The following is a 21,153-nucleotide window of genomic DNA, read 5'->3' on the forward strand; positions in this document are numbered from 1 at the left end:
TCTTCGCTGATGACGGCGCTTGCAGGAGCAGGCGCCCTTTCTATGCAACTGCATGCGCATTCTCCACACCGCAGACTGGCATCTCGGCGCACGACTCGTCGAGCGTGACCGCCTGCCGGAGCATGCCGCCTTTCTTGACTGGCTGATCGAGACATTGCGCGCCGAGAAGATCGACACACTGCTGCTGAGCGGAGATGTGTTTGATGCAGCGAACCCGCCGCAGGATGCGGTGGGCCTGTATTTTGATTTTTTGAAGCGCCTGGCGGACCTGCGCACGGTGAAGGCGGTGATCACAGGTGGGAATCATGATTCTGCCTCTCATCTGAATGCACCGCGTGAGCTGCTGAAGCGCTTTGAGGTACATGTCTTTGGGCATGCGGGTGAGAACATCGTGGATCTCGGCGAGGCCGTGGTCGCGGCCGTGCCTTTCCTGCGTGAACGCGATCTGCGGCAGGCCGCCGTGGGTGAAGCCATGACGGATGTGCAGAGCCACGTGCGTGCCGCCATTCGTGACCACTATGCCGCGCAGCTCGGTGCCTGCCGTGCCCTGGCGGGCAAGCGCCCGGTCATCGCCATGGGGCATCTCACGGTGCTGGGCGCGACCACCAGCGACAGCGAGCGGGACATTCACATCGGGAATCTGGGGGCCGTGGGCGCGGATGTGTTTGAGGGTTTTGGCTACACGGCGCTGGGGCACCTGCATAAGCCGCAGAGGGTCGCGGGACTTGAACATGTGCGCTACAGCGGCTCACCCGTGGCGCTCAGTTTCTCTGAGGCTGCGGATCAAAAATCGGTCGTCGTGCTGGATACCGATGGGATGAAAATCGAGACGCTTGCGATTCCTGTCACCCGGCTGCTGACCCGCGTCAGCGTCAGCCGGGCCACACTGGCGGCTGATTTGGAAAAGGTGCCTGCCACAAGCTGGGCTGAGGTCACGGTGAAACTGGATGCTCCCGAAGCCGATCTGGACCGTCAGATCCGTGAGGCCGCTGGTGGTCGATTTGATGTCTTGAAAGTCCTCGCGGACCTGCCCCAGAGTGTGGCCGCCACCTGGGAGCATACAGGACCTGCCCTCAGCGAACTCCAGCCGCGTGAGGTTTTCCGCGAACTGCTGAAGGAAAAGCAGATTGAGGGCGAGGAGCAGAGCGCGGTGTTTGATGAGCTCCTAGCGTTGAGGGAGGCAAAAGCCCTGCACTAACAGACTCAAGGCAAAATTTTAGCTGCTTATGTGTTTCCGCCGGAACTGCTTCCAAAGCTCATAGGCGACGCAGAAAAAAGTCAGCAGACAAAACGGAAGTTTAACCTCCAAATTAAAAGCTGTGGCAGACGACTCTTGCTGCATGGCCCATTGGACAGCTTTCATCACCATGAAAGCGCTGAACAGAGCTCCAAGAACCAGTGGGCTGAACCAAGCCCCTATCAGCAGCATCCACATCAAAATCATTCCCCAGGTGCCAACAATGAAGAGCGTGACAAAAGCCTTCCCCATCACAACCCACCAAGGCCAGTCGGGACGATTGAACGCGAGGTTCATGGGTGAGTCGTCTGGCGTGGGATCGTCATTCATCTGCACATTCAAAACCTTGCTGGAGCAGCTATAAAGTTCTGATGCGGACGAATACGAGAAAAGCAAAGCCTCGCAATCTGTCTGTTTCCAATACACATCCTGCTGCCTAATCTTTGGCCACCCATGCGCCTCCTCGCCGTAAGACTTCAAAATCTCAACTCACTCAGTGGCACGCATGAGGTGCGGTTTGATGCGGTGCCACTGAATGCAGCGGGAGTGTTTTTGATCACGGGGCCGACAGGGGCTGGGAAATCGACTATGCTGGATGCGATGACGCTGGCGCTGTATGGCCGCGCGGCGCGGTATGGCAATGACCGGGCGGATGAAATGATGAGCCGGCACACGGCGGAATGTCTGGCCGAAGTGGATTTTGAAACGGGCGGTGAAAAGCTGCGTGCCATCTGGCGGCTGCGGCGTGCACGCGGCAAGGCGGACGGAAAACTGCAGCCGGTGGAGCGGAGACTGGCCAATGCGACCACGGGAGAGATCCTGGCGGAGAAAGCGGCTGAGATGGACCGCATCATCGAGGAAAAGACCGGCCTGGATGTGCATCGCTTTTTACGCTCCGTGCTGCTGGCGCAGGGGCAGTTTGCGGCATTCCTGAAAGCGAAACCGAACGAGCGGGCGGAACTGCTGGAGAAGATCACGGGCACCGAGATTTACAGCGATCTGTCGGTGCTGGCCTTTGAAACGCACAAGGCGAAGGATGAGGCGGCCCGCACGCTGAAGGAGCGTCTTGGTGCGGTGACGGTGCTGGATGATGCAGGCCGGGCGACGCTCGAAGGAGGCCTCGCGGAGGCTCAAACCACTGCCGCAGGACTCCAAGCCGAGAGCCTGGCTGCGGCACAGCATCTGCATGAGCAGCGCGAGCATGCGGTCATTGTGGCTGAAATAGCGAAGCTCACGGCATCGCATCAGGCGCTGCAGCAATCGCAGAAGGGAGTGAGTGCCGAGGTGTCCAAAACGAGGACCGCTGCTGAAGAGGCGAAGCAGCTGCGCGCGAAACGCGAGCCTGTGTGGGAGCAGGCGGCGGGCATGGCGGCGCAGAGCGAGCAGCTGGAAAAGCAGCTCAGTGAGAGCCGCGCGATGTATCAAACATGGGCGAAGGAGCAAAAGGAAGCGGCTGCGCGACGCGAAGCCGCCGAAAAAGCACTGGCTCTGCATACCGATGCCACGCAGGCCCTCGAAGCGTGGCTCAAGCAAAACGCGGGAGATGCAGAACTCGGCGAGGCACTGCCGAAACTGCGTGCGGCCGTGCGCGAATGGCGTGGCGTTTTTGAAAAACTTGCCGAAGGCCGGAAGCGGCATGCGGAGGCGCTGGCGCTGCAGCAAAACCTGGCCAAAGCGGAAGCGGCTGCGGTGGCTCTGGTGAAACAAGGCACTGAGGGTGCCGCGAAGGCAGAGAAGAATCGTGCGGAGATGGGGCAGCTCACGAAGGCTCTTGAAGCACAGCGGGAACTGACAAGGCATGCCGAGCAGGTGGCGGGCTTTGACGAGCACCGACAGGATTTGAAACCGGGCGAGGCCTGTCCGCTCTGCGGGGCGCTGGAGCATCCATTTGCGCAGGCGGAAACGAATTTTGAATCCCAGCTTCAGTCTGCGCGAAAGCTGCTCAAGGGCCTCGAACAGCAGCATGAGAAAGCGAACCGTGAGCTGTCGATGCTGGAGCGTGAGCTGGCGAAAAACGAGGCGGAGGTGGTGGCGGAGAACAAGCGCATCGCGGAGATCCGGAAGCGTGTGGGTGAGTTGGAGGCGCCGACGGATGGAGTGCTGGAACAATGGAGCGCTGAAGAGAAGCACAAGCGCGGTGTGATTCAGAGCAGTCTCGTGGATGCGTCACCGAACGGCCCGTCCTCGCCGCAGGAGGCTGAGCGTGAAATCGGCGTGCTGGAGCAGCGTGCCGTGATGTTTGTGAAGAAACGTGACGAGGCGGTGCAGAAGCGTGGTGAACGGCAGAAGATCGAAGGTGACATCCAGCTTGCGCAGCAGGAGCAGGCGGCGAAGACGAAGCGCCTCGATGAATTGAAGGCCGAAGGCGTAACACTGCGGGGCAAGGCGGATGCGTTGAAGGCGCAGTTGAATGAACTGCTCGGTGGCAGGACGCTGCATGAAGACCGTCAGCAGCATGAAAGCGGCGTCACGGCAGCGGAGAAAATCTGGCGTGAAGCGGAGACCAAGCTGAACGCGCTGCAAACGCAGAGCGCGGCGACGATGGCAAAGCTGGAGCAACTGGAAGCACGTCGGGAGCCGTTTGCTGGGCAAAGTGTGCTGGATGCGAAGGCCTTGAGTGAACTGGAGGTGAGCGCGAAGCGATTGAACGATGCGTTTGCGACCAAGCGCACGGAACTCGGCTCGCTGGAGCAGCAGATCCGCAATGATGATGAGGCGAGAAAACGGCGCGCATCTGGCGGTGCTGAACTGCAGGCGGCGGAGGCCGAGGCGCTGCGCTGGGGACGGCTGAAGGAGCTGATCGGATCGGCGGATGGCGCGAAGTTTTCGCGCTTCGCGCAGTCACTGACACTGCGGCAGCTCATTGGCCTGGCAAACGAGCATTTGAAGGTGCTGGCGGAGCGCTACCGGCTCATGGCTGCGGAGGGTGATGAACTCGATTTGCGGATCGTGGATCTGTATCAGGCGAATGTGGACCGGCCGATGGAGAGCCTGTCGGGTGGCGAAAGCTTCCTGGCAAGCCTGGCGCTTGCGCTGGGCCTGAGCGAGCTGGCAAGCCGGCATCATCCGATTGATTCGCTCTTCATTGACGAAGGCTTTGGAACCTTGGACACCGAGACGCTGGAGGTGGCGCTGAGTGCGCTGGAGAATCTGAGATCGCGTGGGAAGACGATCGGTTTGATCTCGCATGTGGAGCTGCTGAAGGAGCGGCTAACGACGCAGGTGCGGGTGGTGCGCGGTGCGGGCGGGACGAGCAGGATCGAGGTGGTGGCGTGAGCCTGTGACAGCGGATCATTGCCTCTAGAAGACGGCTTTCCCAAAACAGCCATGTCTTTTGCATCTACGGTTACACAAGTTTCCGCTTCTCTGGGCGGTCTGGCCATGCTTGCTTGAACGCATTCCATGGCCATTTCAAACATCGAAAACAAAGAATCCCAAATCTGGGTGTATGACGAGAACAGTCAGTGCGTGGGTCGCATGCCAAACAGCCGGGTGGAACTGGCAGGATATACCTCCGACTTCTTTGTCACGGTGGAAGGCGGGTGGATCCGGACTTATGACCAGGAATGTGAACGACTGGGCAGCCTGAGTGGTATTGGTGTCACGGTTCGCAGTGTGTCGGGTGGCAACTTTACTGTTTCTGATGCGGGGGAGGTCAGGACTTATGACCGCCGATGCAAGGAGGCGAAGAAGCGGGGAGGCTGAAAACTACACCCACATGGACTGCAGGCGTTTGGCGCTGACGGGCTGGGCGGTGCCGAGTTCCTGGGCGAAGACTTGGACGCGGTACTCCTCCATCATCCAGCGGAAGGTTTCGTGCTGGGATTTGGGGACATGGGACTGCCAGCCGTCGAAGTCGGCGATGAGGTTGTATTTCTCAATGTCCTTGGCGGGATTGGCGAGGCAGCGTTCGTTGCGGATCTGGATGGCTTTGAGATAACGCGGGAGGTGCTGAAGCTGCTCGTGCGGTGTGGTGGCGAGGAGATCGGCGGGAATGAGGCGGGCGAGATCTTGTTCGAGGCCGGGGTAGCGTTTGGGCAAAGCGAGGAGTTTGGCGCGCAGGTCGTGAATCTGGGTGAAGAGCGTCTTCACGCGATGGGTGACGGCGGGGAGGTCGCGGCGGACGTTTTCGCAGAGCTTGAAGAAGCGCTCCTGAGTGAGGGGGAAGGTGGGCTGCAGGCGCAGCATGTAGGCGAGGATGTGCTCGTGGGCCTGCTGGGCAAGATTGGATGCGGGTGCTGAGGCGGGAGCATTGAGCTGCGTGAGGGCGGCCTGGAAGCTGGCGGGCTGCTGTGGCTTGGCGGCGGCTCCGCCGATGCTGCGGAGTTCTTTGGGAAGCCAGGCGAGGTCTTTGCTCAAGGTGTTCTCCGCAAGCTGACGAACGGCTGCGGGTGTGGGGCGTGAGGCTTCGGCGGAAGTGCGGAAGAGGCGAACGTCGATCTCGCCATCGCGCAGAACGAGGCCGAGGTAACCGAGGACAGGTGTGCCGTTGAGTTCTTCGACCACGATGGTTTCAGGCAGGTCGCCGAAGGACCATGTCTTGAGGGCGAAGCGTTCGACACGAGGCAGCAGTTTGTCCCAGGCATCGGAGCGCAGGTCTTGCTTCTGCATGCTGCCGCGGATGGTGTCGAGATCGCGGCTGGAGGCGATGACGGTGTTCTTTTTCGGATCAAGCACCTCGACGCGTGGCTGCAAATGGGCGGGCAGGCTTTGCGGCGGCCAGTCCTCGGCGCGCACCTGAATGCGGTAGTGGCGCGTGATGAAATCGGCGAGAGCTGCGAGGAAATCGTCGCGACCGGGATCGAAGTTGGCGGCGATCTCGCGGGCCTTGGGATCGATGGGCATCAACTGGCGGCGAATGACTTTCGGCAGGGCGCGCAGCATGACGTTGGCGAGTTCCTCGCGGATGCCGGGGACCATCCACTGAATCTGGCCGCTTGTGAGATGACCGGCGAGCTGCGCGGGCACGCGCACGGTGACGCCGTCGGTTTCTTCGCCGGGCTGGTAGTTGTAGGTTAGAGGCAGCGCGGTGTTGCCGAGGGCGACCTGATCTGGGAACATCTGCAGGTCGGCCTCAAACTCTTCGCCGGCGGTGAGCTCCTGCTCGGTGGCGCAGAGGAAGTTTGGCTGCTCGTCGATGTGCTCTTTGACGAAGCGGTTGAGGTCGTGGATCGACGAGACGTTTTTAATGCGCGCGTCATAGAAATTGAACAGACGCTCTTCGATGGCGTAGACGCGATTGCTGCGCACCCGGGTGAGCATCGTCTCGATCTTCTGACGCAGCTTGTTGTTGTGCGCGTAGAAGCGCAGGGTGATGGGCACCTCCTGGCTGTCGATGAGCGCGGCGCGGATGAACATCTGCGTGGCGGCGACGGCATCGACCTTGAGGAAATCGATGTGCTGGCGCCTCACCTCCAGACCGTGAAGAAGCACGCGCTGCGTGACAAGGACGCGCCCGGCTTTGAGATTCCAATGGGGCTCGCTGTATTTGAACTGGCAGAGATGCGCGCCGAGTTCGGCGATCCAGTTTGGGTCAACCTTGGCGAGTGTGCGCGCAAAGAGCTGCGAGGTGTGCACGATCTCACCGGCAACGATCCACGGCGGCTGGCGGCCTTTGTCCTGGCCGGGCTTGCCCTTGCCGTTTTTCTCGCGGCGTTCGTAGAGATTGGCACCGGGAAAGACGGAGACTTCGCGATTGCCCGCCGCCTTGTAGAGATTGCGCTCCTCCTTCATCGCGACGTGGCCAAGCTGTGCGGCGAGGATGCTGCGATGGATGGCATCGTCAGTCGCGGGTGGTGTCGGCTGGCGAAGATCGTCGCTGAAGGAATCGCAAAGCTGCTTCCAGACATCGCGCCATTCCTGCATACGGGTGAAGGAGAGGAAGTTTGATTTGCAGAATCTTCTCAGCGCATTTCGTGAGCCACCCGAGGCTTCGGGGGTGGCGTTCCAGATCTTGAGAAGCGTGATGAAATCAGACTCAGGTGCGGCGAAGGCTTTGTGAGCGGCGTTGGCGAGTTCGCGTTTTTCTTCGGGGCGTTCACGCGGATCGGGAATGCTGAGACCGGCGGCGATGATGAGGAGTTCGGGCAATGCTTTTTCAATGCGCGCCTGCAGCAGCATGCGGCCCAGCGTGGGATCCAACGGCAGGCGGGCGAGTTCGCGGCCGAGTGGTGTGAGTTCGTGCGTTTCACTGAGGGAGCCGAGTTCGTGCAGCAAATCGTATCCCGCGCGGATGGAGGCACTGACGGGCGGATTGATGAAAGGAAAGTCTTCGATCTCGCCAAGCTTGAAAGCCTTCATGCGCAGGATGACCTCAGCGAGATTTGCACGCTGAATCTCCGGCATGGTGAAGCGATCCCGCTTCTCGAAATCTTCCTGCGAGTAGAGGCGGATGCAGATGCCGTCCTGCACACGGCCAGCACGTCCGGCGCGCTGATTGGCGCTGCTTTGCGAAACGGCCTCGACGGGCAGGCGCTTGGTGCGGGTGCGGGGATTGTAGCGGCTGATGCGGGCGAGGCCGGTGTCCACCACGTAACGAATGCGGGGAATGGTGATGGAGGTTTCGGCGACGTTCGTCGCGATGACGACGCGACGTTTGCGACCCGGCTGGAAGATGCGCTGCTGTTCCGCAGAGGCCATGCGGCCAAACAAGGCGAGCACTTCGAAGCCAGAGCCGAGGCGGCCATCGAGAAGATCGCGCGTATCGCGGATGTCGCGCTCCGTGGGCATGAAGACGAGGACGTCACCGTCGTCGGTTTCGATGAGGGCGTTTTCGACGGCGGCGACGGCACCGTCGATGAACCCAAAATCGTCTTCGCCTCCCTCAAGCGGTGCGTAACGGATGTCCACGGGAAACATGCGGCCGGAGACTTCGATGATGGGCGCGCCACCAAACGCAGCGGAGAAGGCCTCGGTGTCGATGGTGGCGGAGGTGACGAGCAGCTTGAGGTCGGGCCGCTTTTTCAGCAGGCCCACGAGATAGCCGAGAAGGAAGTCAATGTTCAGGGAGCGCTCGTGCGCTTCATCGAGAATGAGCACGGAATAGTTCCGCAGCATGGGATCGCTCTGGATCTCAGCCAGCAGGATGCCGTCCGTCATGAACTTGATGCGGGTGTCGCGGCTGGTGTCGTCGCTGAAGCGCATCTTACAGCCGACTTCCCTGCCCCACGGCACATTCAGCTCTTCGGCCACGCGTTTGGACACGCTCATGGCGGCGACCCGGCGGGGCTGCGTGCAGCCGATCTGCCCGCGCACATCGTGCAGGGCTTCGAGGCACATCTTGGGCAGCTGCGTGGTCTTTCCAGAGCCGGTTTCGCCCGCCAGGATCACCACCTGATTTTGACGAATGGCCGCGACGATCTCGGCATGGCGGGCCGTGATGGGCAGGTCTGGAGGATAACTGATGTGCGGCATGGAGTAAAAACGGGCGAGGAGAGTAGGCGGAAAATGGCAGATGACGAATTCCGAATGACGAATGCTGCGCAGATGTATTGTCCGCCATGGAGTCCACCCGTCCAAAAACCGCCCAGCAAGGAGTTTGCGCCGTCACCGGCAAGTCACAGCCGATCACCAAGCTCTTCGTTCTGCGGGAATTGCGCCCCAACATTGCGCATACCCTGCGCGTCCGTCATCCAGAACTGGCCGAGGACTCCCGGGTGAGCCTGGATACCGTGAACGCCGCACGGCTGGAATACATGCGTGATTTGCTGGAGACCCAGGTGGGCGACCTGACCCGCCTGGATGAAGAGGTGGTGGAAAGCCTGCACAAACACGAAGTGCTGAGCGAGCGCCCCCTCTCGGAGAGGGAGGAGGTGCAGCAACTCACCTTTGGCCAGCGGCTGGCGGACAAGATCGCGGATTTCGGCGGGAGCTGGACGTTCATCATTTCGTTCTGTCTGTTTCTAGGACTGTGGATCGTGATCAATGCCGGGGTGCTGCTGAAGCAGCCGTTTGACCCCTATCCGTTCATCCTGCTGAACCTCATGCTGTCGTTCCTGGCCTCGCTTCAGGCACCGGTGATCATGATGAGCCAGAACCGGCAGGAGGCACGCGACCGGCAGCACGCGGAAGGTGACTACAAAATCAATCTGAAGGCCGAACTCGAGATCCGCCATCTGCACGAAAAGATGGACTACCTGCTGCATCAGCACGCCACCAAGCTGATGGAGGTGCAGCAGATCCAGCTCGACCTGCTGCGCGAACTGGCGCACGGGCGCGGCAAGCCGCACGTGTGATTCAGATCGAGCGTGGCAGCGGCCCCACTGGAATGAGCTTCACGTTTTGCACAGGCAGTTTGGCCCCCGCTTTGATCCAATCGCGCAGAATTTTCATGTCCTTCCTGGAGACGGCATGGCCGCTGGGCGGCATGGCTCTGGGGATTTCGTCAGGAAACGTGACGACCTGGAAGAAGCGGCTGGCCTCGGGTTTTCCCGGAACAATCCAGTGTGAGCCGATGAGCTTTGAAAGCGCATGCGTGTCGTTGATCGGCGGCATGGTCGAGAGCCGGTTGTCGCCGTGGCAGTGCACGCACTGATGTTCGAGGACGGTGAGCGCCGGCCCCCATTTTCGAGAATCAGAGCCTACGACCGCAGGCTTGTCTTCCCAGACAGGCTGAGTGCAGGAGGCAAGCAGAACGAGGCAGGCTGAGAGCAGAAGTCGTTTCATGACTCAGCATGCCAGCATTTCCTGATCTTCAAACCACAATGCTTGCACCGGGATTGGCCTACTCCTCGCCTTTGAAGTACTCGACTTCCTGCATCTCGAAGGCTTTCCGGTGCGGCTTGGTCATCCATTTGCCAGAGTCCGGGTAGTGGATCACGTCCGCCTGGGGCTGGTCGGCAATGACGAAAAAGGTGAGGTCTTCGGAGCCGTTGTTGATCAGCTGATGGGCCTCTCCGGGTGGGAAGACGAGGTAGTCCCCTGCCTTGATGGCTTCCTTGCCCTTCGGCGTACGTACCTGGCCGCTGCCACTGAGGATGTAGTAGGCTTCCCACTGCGCGGTGTGCTCATGGAATGGAAAATTGATCTTCCCAGGTGCGAGGCGTTGGATTTCGCAGTCAAAGGGGTGGCCACCCGCCCAGGTGCCGATGTCCTTCTGCCCGCCTGCGGCGATCGAGAGCGACCGCCGGGCGAGGCCATACTTGCCTTGAGGGGAGTTTTGCTGGGTCCAGGGGAGGTCTTCGGCTTGGGTGCGGGTCATATGGGGCTGGTTGTAGCACGCGACGGGCGCTTTGGCGTGCCTTGGAGCAAAGAATTTTCGGCAAAACCGGCATCCCTGCTTGCCAAACGGGCGTTTCCAATACAGTTAGAATCATTCTAATTCTAAACTCGTCATGCCCCCCTCCCCTTCACGCACTCCTGCCAAACCTACCGGTCTGGACTGCCGCCTTGCCGTGCTGGGTTCGGACGTGCGCCTGACGCCGCACCGGCGTGAGGTGTTCGAAGTCCTCGCATCCTCGACGGACCACCCCACGGCCTACGACATTCTGGACCGGGTGAAAAGCCGCAGCCCCGGCATGTCCCTGGCCACCGTTTACAACTGCCTCGAACACCTGACCACTGCCGGACTCATCAAGCTCGTTCACCTGGAGCGCGGCCAGTCCCGCTACTGCGCGAACCTGCACGAGCACGTCCATTTTCACTGCGAGACCTGCGGCAAGGTGATCGATGCGCATCCCACCACCGACTTCGACCCCGCCAAGTTCTGGAACCTTCCCGCCGGCACCAAGATCGCCCGCACGGATCTGGCCATCCACGGCACCTGCACCGCGTGCTCGGCCAAGTCATAACCACCCACCCATTTTCCCCCACATGTCCCTCGAAATTAAAGCCCTCCACGCCCAGATCCCCGGCCGCGAAATCCTCAAAGGCCTGAACCTCACGATCAACCCCGGTGAAGTCCATGCCATCATGGGCCCGAACGGCTCTGGCAAGAGCACCCTGAGCAAGGTCCTCTGCGGCCACGAAGACTACGAAGTCACCAGCGGTGAAGTCCTGCTGGATGGTGAAAACATCCTCGACATGGCGGTGGATGCCCGCAGCCGTGCCGGCCTCTTCCTGGCCTTCCAGTACCCGCACGAAATCCCCGGCGTCAGCAACGCCAACTTCCTCCGCGCCGCCCTGAAGGCCCGCCTGCCGAAGGGTGAGGACATCGACGCCGTGAGGTTCTACAAACAGCTCTACGCACGCATGGACCAGCTTGAGATGGACCGCAGCTTCACCAGCCGCAGTGTCAATGAAGGCTTCTCCGGTGGCGAGAAGAAGCGCAATGAGATCCTCCAGCTCATGATGTTGGAGCCCAAGTACGCCATCCTCGATGAGACGGATTCGGGCCTGGACATTGATGCGCTCAAAATTGTGTCCCGTGGCGTGAACGCCATGCGCAGCGAGAACCGCGGCTTCCTGGTGATCACCCATTACCAGCGCCTGCTGAACTACATCCAGCCCGACATCGTCCACGTCCTCAAAGACGGCCGCATTGTGAAGACGGGCGGCAAGGAGCTTTCCCTCGAACTTGAAGAACGTGGCTATGACTGGGTGACGGATGAGTCACTGGCTACGGCAGCTTAAGCGAACAGAAACCCGCCAACTTTAAACTTATGGTCACCGCCCCAGACAACGACATCTCCGACATCAAGGTCGACAGCGTCGGCGATTTCACCTTCCCCGAACGCAACAAGTACGACTCCGGCTTTGGCATCACGGAGAAGACCGTCGATTTCATCGCTGATGTGAAGAACGATCCTGACTGGATTCGTGAGTTCCGTCACAAGGCGCTCAAGGTTTTCCAGGACAAGCCGATGCCGACGCATTGGGCCACGAAGGACCTGGAGAACATCAAGTTCGATGAGTTCCGCTACTACCTGAGCGACGGTCAGAAGCCGAAGCGCTCCTGGGACGATGTGCCGGAAGACGTGAAGAAGACGTTTGATCGCCTCGGCATCCCTGAGCAGGAGCGCAAGTTCCTGGCAGGTGTGGAGGCGCAGTATGACTCCGAAGCCGCTTATTCGAACATCAAGGCTGCCGTCGAGGAGCAAGGCGTCATCTTCGTGAACAGCACGGAAGGGCTGCACAAACATCCTGAGATTTTCAGGAAGTGGTTTGGCAAGGTGATCCCTACTGGCGACAACAAATTCTCCGCTCTGAACAGCGCGGTGTTCTCCGGTGGCTCCTTCATTTACGTGCCACCGGGCGTGAAGGTGAAGCACCCGCTGCAGGCCTACTTCCGCATCAACAGCGAGCAGTTCGGCCAGTTTGAGCGCACGCTCATCATTGCCGACGAAGGCGCGGAAGTGATGTACATGGAAGGCTGCACGGCGCCGAAGTTTGAGACCGCCACGCTGCACAGCGCGGTGGTGGAACTGGTGGCCATGAAGGGTGCCAAGATCCAGTATGTGACCGTCCAGAACTGGAGCAGCAATGTGTTCAATCTGGTGACCAAGCGCGGCATCGCGCATGAAGACGCGGAAGTACGCTGGATCGACTGCAACATCGGCAGCCGTCTGACGATGAAGTACCCCGGCGTGATCATGAAGGGCAAGCGTGCCCGTGGTGAAGTGATCAGCATCGCTCTGGCGAACAGCGGCCAGCATCAGGACACCGGCGCCAAGATGGTGCATGCGGCGGATGACACGACGAGCAACGTCATTTCCAAGTCCATCTCCATCGGCCAGGGACGCAGCACCTACCGCGGCCTGGTCCACATCCCGAAACACCTCAAGGGCTGCAAGAACAACACCGAGTGCGATGCGCTGCTGATCAACAGCAACAGCCACACGGACACCTACCCGGCGATCAGCGTGCGGGGTAACCAGCACTCCACGCAGCATGAAGCCAGCGTGAGCCAGGTCAGTGCGGATCAGATCTTCTACCTCATGCAGCGCGGCCTCACGGAAGCTGAAGCCATGAGCTTGTCCGTGAACGGTTTCATCAATGACCTCGTGAAGGAATTCCCGATGGAATACAGCGTGGAACTCAAGCGCCTCATCGACCTCGAAATGGAAGGAAGCGTCGGCTGATCTGCCCCTTCGGCATCCAACAAACTTTGTCATTCTCCATGTCCGCCACTCTCGCTCCAGCACCCAAACACACTCCCGCCCCAGTGTCTCAAGACTCCGAAACTCTCGCTCCTTCCGGCCTCGAAATCACCGTGCCTGTGCGCGATGAAAAATCCGCACCGGGCTGGTTCCTGGCCCGCTCCGAAGCGGCCTGGGCTGAATTCCAGGCGCTGCCGATGCCGGGCCTCAAGGACGAGAACTGGCGCTACTCCAGCTCGAAGAAAATTGAACTCGCTGATCACAGCCCTGCCGCCGCACCCACGGCTGCGAACACCGCTGCTGCTCTCGCGGCCACAGAAGGTCTCAAGGAACGTGCGGCACGCTTTGTGTTCGTGAACGACGTTCTGGTCGATTCAGACACCACGAATCTGCCCGCCGGTGTGGTTTGCGTGACCTTGGCAGAGGCCCTGCGGGATCACAGCGAGGTGCTGAAGGAGCACTTCATGCAACGTGAGATGACGCTGGGCTCCGCCAAGTTTGCCGCGCTGCACCTTGCGCATGTGAAAGCTGGCGTGGTCGTCATTGTGCCCAAGAACGTGGCGATTGAGAAGCCGGTCGAAATTTTCCACTGGGTGGTCGGTGATCATGCCGCCATCTTCCCGCACACGCTTATTGTCACCGGTGACAATGCCGAGGTCAGCGTGGTCGATCATTACCGCAGCCTCGAAGGCGAAGGCGGCCTCAGCATCGCCATCGCCGATCTCGTTGGTGGTCGCGGCAGCAAGATCACCTACGCCGCCTGCCAGGAACTGGCGGATGATGCGCAGGCGCTGCATCTTTCCAGCATCGTGGCCGGACGTGACTCCGCCGTGAAGAGCTTCCAGGTGCAGCTCGGTGCCAGCTTCAGCCGCAGTGAGAGCGTGAGCGATCTCATCGGCGAAGGGTCCCGCAGCGACATGCTCAGCGTATCCCTGCCCATCGGCGATCAGGTGGTGGATCAGCGCACGCTGCAGAACCACAAGGCGCCGCATGCCAGCAGCGACCTGCTGTACAAGAACGCGCTGTATGGGAAGTCCCGCAGCATCTTCAGCGGACTGATCACCGTGGATGAAGGCGCGCATTACACGGATGCGTACCAGACCTGCCGCAACCTGCTCAACAGCAACGAAGCCGAGGCGACGAGCCTTCCCGGACTCGAAATCAGCGCGGACCAGGTGAAATGCAGCCATGGGGCCACGAGCGGACCGATCAGCGACGAAGAGCTCTTTTATCTCAAAGCCCGTGGCATCAGCGACAGCGAAAGCCGTAAGCTCATCATCGAAGGTTTCCTGGCCGGTGTCATCGAACGCTTCGGCAACGGCGAACTCCTCGACACCCTCGTCGCCCGCATCGACGAAAAACTGGAGCGTGCCGTCTGAGTCCAGAAGGACTGGCCGAAAGAACTAAAAAAACAAAAAGAGCCGGGATCAAATCCGGCTCTTTCTTTTTCCTTCTTTTCGATTTTTCGGCCAAGCAGAATGAGCCGTCTCAATCCAGCGCCGGGATCACTCCGGCTGAAAGGGCCACCGGGCAGTTGGTCACGCTGGTGGTAAGGCGTTCCCACATGTACTGCACGGCGCGTGCCAGCAGTTGCACGTCCACGCGGGCGTCGTGGCGCTTCACGCCCTTGCTGGACACGCCAACGCGACCCAGCACCGCGTCTAGTCCATGGCCGCCTTTGCCGCCCCAGATTTTGCGGGAGAAATCACGGGAATCGAGGGCGCTCGTTTCACGCACTGGAATGCCGTGGCGCTTGCAGTTTTCCGCGATGAAGCGCATGTCAAAGCGAATGCCGTTGTGGGCGATGAGCGTCGCATCATAACCGACGAAGCGGGAGAACTCCATCAGCACATCCACGGGATGGGGTGCATCCGCCACCTGCGCCTGGGTGATGCCGGTCAGCTTGGTGATGAAGGACGGAATGCGATTTTCCGGCCGCACATAGCTGTCGAAATATTCGCCTTCGTCCCACCTGCCGTTCTTCACCTTCATGGCTGCGATCTGGATGATCTCATGCTGGGAAGGTAACAGGCCGGTGGTTTCGAGGTCGAAGATGATGAGGTTCATGAATGCGGGCGGAACACGCTGTCGCATCCCACCTCTTCGTTGCGGCCATAGCAGGCTGATTGCAAGGCATTAAACGTACACCCGGGGGACGCGGGAGTTGATATTGGTGAGCACTTCATACGGAATAGTGCCTGCCCAATCCGCCACATCCTGAGCGGATATGCCGTCGCCCAGAAGAGTCACGACATCGCCGTTGTAGGCGGTGCCCCACTCCAGGTTCACCATGAACTGATCCATGCATACACGACCGGCAATCGGGTGACGCTGGCCGCGAATGACCACCTGCCCACGATTTGACAGGGCCCGAAAATAACCATCGCCATAGCCCACGGGCACGGTGACGACGCGCACCGGGTGATCGCTCTGCCAGGTGCCGCCGTAGCTGATGGAGCTGCCGGGCTGCACGACTTTGAAATACACCACCTGCGACTTCCAGCTCAGCGCCGGCTGCAGTTTGACAGTTTGCGGCACCTCCTTCGAGGGATACACGCCGTAGAGCATGATGCCCGGACGGACGAGATCGAGATGGCTTTCGGGAAGCTGCAAAATGCCGCCGGAGTTGGCGATGTGGCGCAGGGGCGGCTGCAGTCCGCGCTTTGGATAAAACTCCAACACTTCGAGAAAGCGTGCGAGCTGCTCTTTGGCCGAGGCGAGGTCTGCAGCGTCTGAATTGGCAAAATGCGAGTAGATGCCGGCGACCTCCACATTGGTGAAGCTCAAGCTGGCCTCCAAAAGCTTTTCCGCGTTGTACCAATGCACGCCGATGCGCTCCATGCCGGTGTCGATTTTCAGATGCACCCGCGCCTTGGTTTTCACCGCTGCGGCAGCTTCATCAATCTGCCGCAGTTTGTCGATGGAGGAAGCCGCCATGATCAAATCATGCGCGATGAAATGCGGGATCTGCCGCGTGGCCACACCGCCAAAGACGAGGATCGGCAGCGTGATGCCGGCCTGCCGCAGCACGATGGCCTCCTCAAGAAGAGCAACGCCGAGACAAGGCGCGCCATGCTGCATCAGGTGCCGCGCCACTTCGACGATGCCGTGGCCGTAGGCGTTCGCCTTGACCACGGGCATGACGGACGCGGTGCCCACATGCGCACGGATGGCGTCGTAGTTCTGCGCAATGGCACCGAGGCTGACCTCGACGTGGGCTGGGCGGATGGCGTCGGTTGGATTCAAGCGGAGCACACTCGGCTAGCCCAAGATCGCTTTCAACTTCGCTGACACATTGGCAAAGGCTTCGTCACTCAGTGCTGGTGTGGCCGCAGCGGCCAGGGGGAGCCCTTATTCAGGCAGGGTGATCCTGGAGCGGCAGCCACCGTAGCTCTTCGCATAGGGGAGGAAGTGCCAGTTCTGCGGGAGTTTGTAGGCACGGACCAAAGCGACGTGCAGGCAGGTTTCATCATCATAGATGAAGCGATCCTTCACCACGTCCTCATTCCAGATGTGCAGGGGAGCCAGCGCGGCCACTTTGTCCCAGTCGGTGACTTTCCAGACCTGTTCCAATGTGGCGCAGCCGTCGATGTCGACGGTGGTGCGTTCTTCTTCGGGAGGGAAGTCGCGCTGGGTGTTTTCGGGCACCCAGCTGAGTTTTTCGGCCTGATTGTGAAACCAGGTTGGGAAGAGGAAGAACTCGCGGTGCTTCCATTCAAAGCCGCCACGACCTTCGTGGATGCCGCCTTTGCGCAAAATGATGCTGAGCCGGCCCTGCGCGAGGGCGTCGCAGACGAAGGACCATTCTTTGAATCCGGTGGGGGTGGTGAGGTTGGGCATTCCAGCGGATACAACGCTGCTCCGGGGGCTGCAAGTGCTGGCAGAGCGCAGAAAGTGCGGCATGCTGTGCCACGTTTGATTCCAAGGATGCCTTCCCCTTTCAATGCCACCGGTGCCTGCACCCGCATCAGCCGCCGCCAACTGCTCTCCGCAGGTGGGTTGGGGATGTTTGGGCTCACGATGCCGCGATTCCTGCAAGGCGCGGAGAACCAGGGGATCGACAAGCTGGTGGCACGCGCCAAGTCGGTGATCTTCTGCTTTCAGTGGGGCGGGCCAAGCCATCTGGAGACCTTTGACATGAAGCCGGATGCACCCGAGGGCATCCGCGGGTTTCATAAGCCGATCAAATCCAGCGCCGACGGCATCTGGGTCTCTGAGAAGCTGCCGAAGACGGCGAAGGTGATGGACAAGGTGACGCTGGTGAGGTCCGTGCATCACACGATGAAAAATCACAACAGCGCGGGCTATTACGCGCTGAGCGGCCATGCGCCGCCGAGTGATGACCAGCGGCTCAAGGATTCACCGGATCTGTTTCCGGCCTATTCGTCCGTGGTGGACAAGATCGCACCGCTGAAGGGTGAAATTCCGACCGCCGCCACCTTTCCCTACATCGTGAGCGACGGTTCTTTGACGCCGGGACAACGGGCGAGCTTTCTCGGCAAGGAGCATGATCCGTTCATTGTGCTGCGTGATCCGAGTGCGCCGGGCTTTGCACTGCCCGAGCTGAGCCTGCCCAGCGGGGTGAGCTTTGAGCGGCTGAATGCGCGGCGAGAGCTGCAAAAGCTGGTCGATTCCCAGACGCGGCTGCTGGATTACTCGGCTGAGGCACGGGGCATCGAAAGCTACTATGACAAGGCTTTGTCGATGCTGCACAGCGAGAAGCTGCGTGCGGCTTTTGATCTGACTAAAGAGCCGGACAAGGTGCGGGATGGCTACGGGCGCTCACCCTACGGGCAGAGCCTGCTGCTAGCCCGGCGGCTGGTCGAGGCGGGCGTGAAGTTTGTGACCGTGAATTTCTCCCAGGGCATCGGCGGTCAGAGCACCACCGAAGGCGGCTGGGACACGCATGGATTTAACGACACGCGCATGTTTCCGATCATCGAAAAATACCACCTGCCGATCACGGAGCAGACGCTGCCGACGTTTTTGACCGATCTCGATGAACGCGGTCTGCTGGATGAAACGCTGGTGGTGTGGGTGGGCGAGTTTGGGCGCACGCCGAAGATCAACAAGAACGTCTCCCGCGATCACTGGCCGCAGTGCTACACCGCGCTGCTGGCAGGCGGCGGCGTGAAGCGCGGCTACGTGCATGGCGCGTCTGACAAAAACGGTGAGCATCCCGCAGACAAACCGGTGAAGCCGGATGATCTGGCGGCCACGATGTATCATCTGCTGGGTATTCAACCGGACACGGAGGTGCGCGATGTGGTCAACCGCCCCGTGCCCATTAGCTACGGCAAAGTCATCCAGGAAATCATCGCATGAAAACACTGCTCACCACGCTCTGTCTGCTGGCTGCCACCAGCCTTTCCGCCAAGGATCTGGGCATGAATCCTGTCTTCAAACATTACACCGGCACGTGGAAGGCGGCGGGTGAGCTGAAGGGGGAGAACAACGTACTCGATATCAAAGAAGAGTGGACCGGCGCTGCGGAAGGCGACAACTCCTTCGTGGTCAAAGGGACGCGTACGATCAACGGCGACACGCAGCCGTTTCAATGGACGATCACCTACAACGAAGGCGCGGACAGTTACGAGGCCATCCTCTCAGGAGCGGAAGGCTCGCAGACGATCCGTTTTGAAGGCCATGTGTCGGAGGTCAATCTCACGCTTGAACTCAAGGCCGTCACCGGCAGCGGGGAAAGCAGCATCACCATCACCGAAGCATTTGCTGGTGAAGCCAAAGACGTCATCGAAAGCAAAGTCACCTTCACGGGAGACACCGGACAGACCACCCTGCAGGGCATGATCAAACACGAGAAACAAAAGCAACCTTAGTGAACATCACCGACTGGAATCAGGCCTATCAGGAGAACTTTACGCCATGGGACAAAGGTCTGCCCTCACCACCGCTGGTGGAATGGCTGACTAACAACCAGCTTTCAGGCCGGGTGCTTGTACCCGGATGCGGTGTGGGCCACGATGTGGCGCATCTGGTGGCGCGAGGAATCGACGCCTATGGACTCGACATCGCGCCAGCGGCCGTGGCACGCGCCAAGGAACGCTACCCAGAGCTGGCGGAGCGGTTTGTGTGCGCGGATCTGTTTGAGTTTCGCGGCCAGTATGATGCCATCGTGGAGCACACCTGCCTGTGCGCGCTGCCTCCGGAATGGCGCACGAAGTATCTGAATGCGGTGGCCTCTTTGTTAAAGCCGGGCGGGCTGCTGGTGGGGGTGTTCTTCATCAATCCTGAAATGGATCCAGGGGAAACCGGACCGCCATTCGGCATTTCGCCGGAAGAACTCACCGCCTTGTTCGCTCCACGTTTTCAAGTGGTCGAAAGTCATGTGCCCATGGCGGCCTATCCGGGGCGCGAAGGTCGCGAATGTCTCCGCGTGCAGCGGCTTGCTTCTACTTGATCTTCCCGGACAAAGGCCCCGCCGGGTTTTGCATGCGCCGGGAGATGAAATCCTGCGGGACGAGCTGTTTCACCGTGCCTGCAATGATGTTCTCAATGCCGGAGCTAAAACGGGTGGGACGGCCATAGTAAATCATGGCGCCGGCAGCTTCGTAGCCGCCTTCCTCCCAGACCCGCTGAGAGGGGATGTAGCAGGGCACGTCGTTGGTGTAGCTGTTGACCCAGGTGCGGGCCGGGTCGTATTCGTTTTTGAAGCGCAGGCTGTAATCCACAACCACCTCTCCAGGCAGATTGATGGTGAGCAGGTCATTGCCGTAATTCCAGACCTGAATATCATAAGGCAGCGCAGAGGGTATTTTTTCGCCATGTTCAAGCCTGGCGAGATGCTGCCTGGCGTGATAGGCCGTCCATTTGTTGGGGTCAGCGGCTTTGGCCCGCCATTCTTCCACCGTGGGCAGCTTGTCGAATGGCAGCATCACCTCCCGGTGGGCACAATTGAGAGGGCCGTTCAGAGGCAGCATCGGGCTGTTGATCAGACGCACGATTTCTTTGGCAATGCTGACGCCGTGATTCACAGCGAAACGGTTTTCCTTCCGTGGGTAAGGGTTCTGATCCGCACCACAGCCAATGGCGATGAGGCAGACAGAGTCCGGGAAGCGCAATTCGAGCTCCTCATGAGCCAGCCCCGCCCAATCGCCATGGATTTCGTCAATGCCAAGCGTCGTGCAGTGGCAGGCGTAACTGGCATGGACGGCGATGAGCTTTTTTCCATCGGCAGACCTGACACAAAGGACTGGCAGGGCGCGGTCGGTCGGACCGCTGAAATTCTGGGCATTTTGGAATCCAGCGTCAGTTTTCAACCGGCGGTTGAAGGCAAAATAGGCCCTGCCCACACTCCATTCGAGCCGGGCGGGCGCCATCTTGTCCAATGCCTGCCCGATGATGCTTACGAGGTTTGCAGTCAGATCCTCCGTATAGCGCTCGATGTGCTGCGCCTGATCCGCAGCCAGGTCTTCGCCGAAAAGAAAGGGCAGCACCCCTTTGAGCATCGGCGCACAATGCGTGTGGGTGGAATGCAGGGAGAAGCGCTCGTCTGCAATCGTCCTGCCGCCGGTGGCAAGCCGTTTGAGCACTTCGGCACGGACAGATGCAGGGACCCCGCAGTTATCGACGCTGACAATGACCGCAGGCTTGTCGTCCTGCCACTGCAAGGTGAGAGCGTTGGCATGGAGCCGTTGCGCAACCTTGGCAGTCTCCGCGGTCCGGCTGCCGTAACCGCTGAGGCGCACCGGATAATCAGGCGTAATGTCGACATCCGCCGCACCCGCCTTCCACGACGATGAAGTTTGCGCCAGCAAGGACGCCTGAAGGAGCAAGAATACCGGGAGGATGATTCGTCGCATTTGTTCGATTATGGACAAATGCGACGAATGCTTACAAGACTAATCCCAAATGTAGCAAAAA

19 protein-coding genes are annotated in these 21,153 nt (G+C 60.1%); 11 read left to right on the plus strand and 8 right to left on the minus strand.

Annotated features, from left to right (window positions below; all coding sequences use genetic code 11):
• Positions 1 to 52: 52 nt before the first annotated feature.
• Positions 53 to 1,198: an exonuclease SbcCD subunit D C-terminal domain-containing protein gene (locus tag ACILSL_RS20285; RefSeq protein ID WP_395733886.1), complete on the plus strand. Its 1,146-nt coding sequence runs from the start codon at positions 53 to 55 to the stop codon at positions 1,196 to 1,198.
• Between the two features lie 18 nt (positions 1,199 to 1,216).
• Here the strand turns inward: ACILSL_RS20285 and ACILSL_RS20290 are convergent, their stop codons facing one another.
• Positions 1,217 to 1,534, minus strand: a complete 318-nt coding sequence (locus ACILSL_RS20290; RefSeq protein ID WP_395733887.1) for a hypothetical protein — start codon at positions 1,532 to 1,534, stop codon at positions 1,217 to 1,219.
• Positions 1,535 to 1,690: 156 nt separating this feature from the next.
• Between ACILSL_RS20290 and ACILSL_RS20295 the strand changes: the two genes are divergently transcribed.
• Both ACILSL_RS20295 and ACILSL_RS20300 read left to right on the plus strand, forming a co-directional pair.
• The gene (locus ACILSL_RS20295) at positions 1,691 to 4,513 is read left to right on the plus strand and encodes an AAA family ATPase (protein WP_395733888.1); all 2,823 of its coding nucleotides are present in this window, start codon (positions 1,691 to 1,693) and stop codon (positions 4,511 to 4,513) included.
• 126 nt (positions 4,514 to 4,639) lie between these two features.
• Positions 4,640 to 4,942, plus strand: a complete 303-nt coding sequence (locus ACILSL_RS20300; protein WP_395733889.1) for a hypothetical protein — start codon at positions 4,640 to 4,642, stop codon at positions 4,940 to 4,942.
• 3 nt (positions 4,943 to 4,945) lie between these two features.
• Here the strand turns inward: ACILSL_RS20300 and hrpA are convergent, their stop codons facing one another.
• A complete protein-coding gene (gene hrpA, locus ACILSL_RS20305) occupies positions 4,946 to 8,755 on the minus strand; it encodes an ATP-dependent RNA helicase HrpA (protein WP_395733890.1) in 3,810 nt (1,269 codons plus the stop codon).
• Here hrpA and ACILSL_RS20310 point away from each other — a divergent pair.
• Positions 8,737 to 9,471 (plus strand): DUF1003 domain-containing protein, encoded by a 735-nt coding sequence (locus ACILSL_RS20310; protein WP_395733891.1) that lies wholly within the window; start codon positions 8,737 to 8,739, stop codon positions 9,469 to 9,471. The two genes, hrpA and ACILSL_RS20310, sit on opposite strands and share 19 nt — an antisense overlap.
• Position 9,472: 1 nt before the next feature.
• Here ACILSL_RS20310 and ACILSL_RS20315 read toward each other — a convergent pair whose 3' ends face one another.
• Positions 9,473 to 9,901, minus strand: a complete 429-nt coding sequence (locus ACILSL_RS20315) for a hypothetical protein (RefSeq protein WP_395733892.1) — start codon at positions 9,899 to 9,901, stop codon at positions 9,473 to 9,475.
• Between the two features lie 58 nt (positions 9,902 to 9,959).
• A complete protein-coding gene (locus ACILSL_RS20320) occupies positions 9,960 to 10,436 on the minus strand; it encodes a cupin domain-containing protein (RefSeq protein WP_395733893.1) in 477 nt (158 codons plus the stop codon).
• A gap of 133 nt (positions 10,437 to 10,569) precedes the next feature.
• Between ACILSL_RS20320 and ACILSL_RS20325 the strand changes: the two genes are divergently transcribed.
• The 4 genes from ACILSL_RS20325 to sufD are packed head-to-tail and all read left to right on the plus strand — an operon-like array spanning position 10,570 to position 14,651.
• Positions 10,570 to 11,025, plus strand: a complete 456-nt coding sequence (locus ACILSL_RS20325) for a Fur family transcriptional regulator (RefSeq protein ID WP_395733894.1) — start codon at positions 10,570 to 10,572, stop codon at positions 11,023 to 11,025.
• Positions 11,026 to 11,047: 22 nt separating this feature from the next.
• Positions 11,048 to 11,806, plus strand: a complete 759-nt coding sequence (sufC, locus tag ACILSL_RS20330) for a Fe-S cluster assembly ATPase SufC (RefSeq protein ID WP_395733895.1) — start codon at positions 11,048 to 11,050, stop codon at positions 11,804 to 11,806.
• A 29-nt stretch (positions 11,807 to 11,835) separates the two neighbouring features.
• Complete coding sequence (sufB, locus tag ACILSL_RS20335; protein ID WP_395733896.1) at positions 11,836 to 13,254, plus strand: Fe-S cluster assembly protein SufB; 1,419 nt, start codon at positions 11,836 to 11,838, stop codon at positions 13,252 to 13,254.
• Positions 13,255 to 13,292: 38 nt separating this feature from the next.
• Positions 13,293 to 14,651: a Fe-S cluster assembly protein SufD gene (sufD, locus tag ACILSL_RS20340; RefSeq protein WP_395733897.1), complete on the plus strand. Its 1,359-nt coding sequence runs from the start codon at positions 13,293 to 13,295 to the stop codon at positions 14,649 to 14,651.
• 109 nt (positions 14,652 to 14,760) lie between these two features.
• On the opposite strand, the gene ACILSL_RS20345 is transcribed toward sufD, so the two are convergent.
• The 3 genes from ACILSL_RS20345 to ACILSL_RS20355 all read right to left on the minus strand — a co-directional run bounded on the left by ACILSL_RS20345 (position 14,761) and on the right by ACILSL_RS20355 (position 17,112).
• A complete protein-coding gene (locus tag ACILSL_RS20345; protein WP_395733898.1) occupies positions 14,761 to 15,339 on the minus strand; it encodes a PolC-type DNA polymerase III in 579 nt (192 codons plus the stop codon).
• Positions 15,340 to 15,408: 69 nt separating this feature from the next.
• Entirely contained in the window at positions 15,409 to 16,518 is a 1,110-nt protein-coding gene (gene alr, locus ACILSL_RS20350) for an alanine racemase (RefSeq protein WP_395733899.1), read from the minus strand.
• A 105-nt stretch (positions 16,519 to 16,623) separates the two neighbouring features.
• Positions 16,624 to 17,112 (minus strand): DUF1802 family protein, encoded by a 489-nt coding sequence (locus ACILSL_RS20355; protein WP_395733900.1) that lies wholly within the window; start codon positions 17,110 to 17,112, stop codon positions 16,624 to 16,626.
• An 87-nt stretch (positions 17,113 to 17,199) separates the two neighbouring features.
• On the opposite strand from ACILSL_RS20355, the gene ACILSL_RS20360 reads away from it, so the two are divergent.
• The 3 genes from ACILSL_RS20360 to ACILSL_RS20370 are packed head-to-tail and all read left to right on the plus strand — an operon-like array spanning position 17,200 to position 19,690.
• Entirely contained in the window at positions 17,200 to 18,597 is a 1,398-nt protein-coding gene (locus ACILSL_RS20360) for a DUF1501 domain-containing protein (protein ID WP_395733901.1), read from the plus strand.
• A complete protein-coding gene (locus ACILSL_RS20365) occupies positions 18,594 to 19,109 on the plus strand; it encodes a hypothetical protein (protein WP_395733902.1) in 516 nt (171 codons plus the stop codon). Before ACILSL_RS20360 ends, ACILSL_RS20365 begins: the two co-directional genes overlap by 4 nt.
• On the plus strand, positions 19,109 to 19,690 hold the full coding sequence (locus tag ACILSL_RS20370) for a methyltransferase domain-containing protein (protein WP_395733903.1): 582 nt from the start codon (positions 19,109 to 19,111) through the stop codon (positions 19,688 to 19,690). Before ACILSL_RS20365 ends, ACILSL_RS20370 begins: the two co-directional genes overlap by 1 nt.
• Here the strand turns inward: ACILSL_RS20370 and ACILSL_RS20375 are convergent.
• Positions 19,683 to 21,092 (minus strand): neutral/alkaline non-lysosomal ceramidase N-terminal domain-containing protein, encoded by a 1,410-nt coding sequence (locus ACILSL_RS20375; protein ID WP_395733904.1) that lies wholly within the window; start codon positions 21,090 to 21,092, stop codon positions 19,683 to 19,685. The genes ACILSL_RS20370 and ACILSL_RS20375 overlap by 8 nt on opposite strands.
• Positions 21,093 to 21,153: the final 61 nt, after the last annotated feature.

The sequence above is a fragment of the Prosthecobacter sp. genome, from assembly GCF_044222345.1.
Taxonomy (GTDB): Bacteria; Verrucomicrobiota; Verrucomicrobiia; order Verrucomicrobiales; family Verrucomicrobiaceae; genus Prosthecobacter.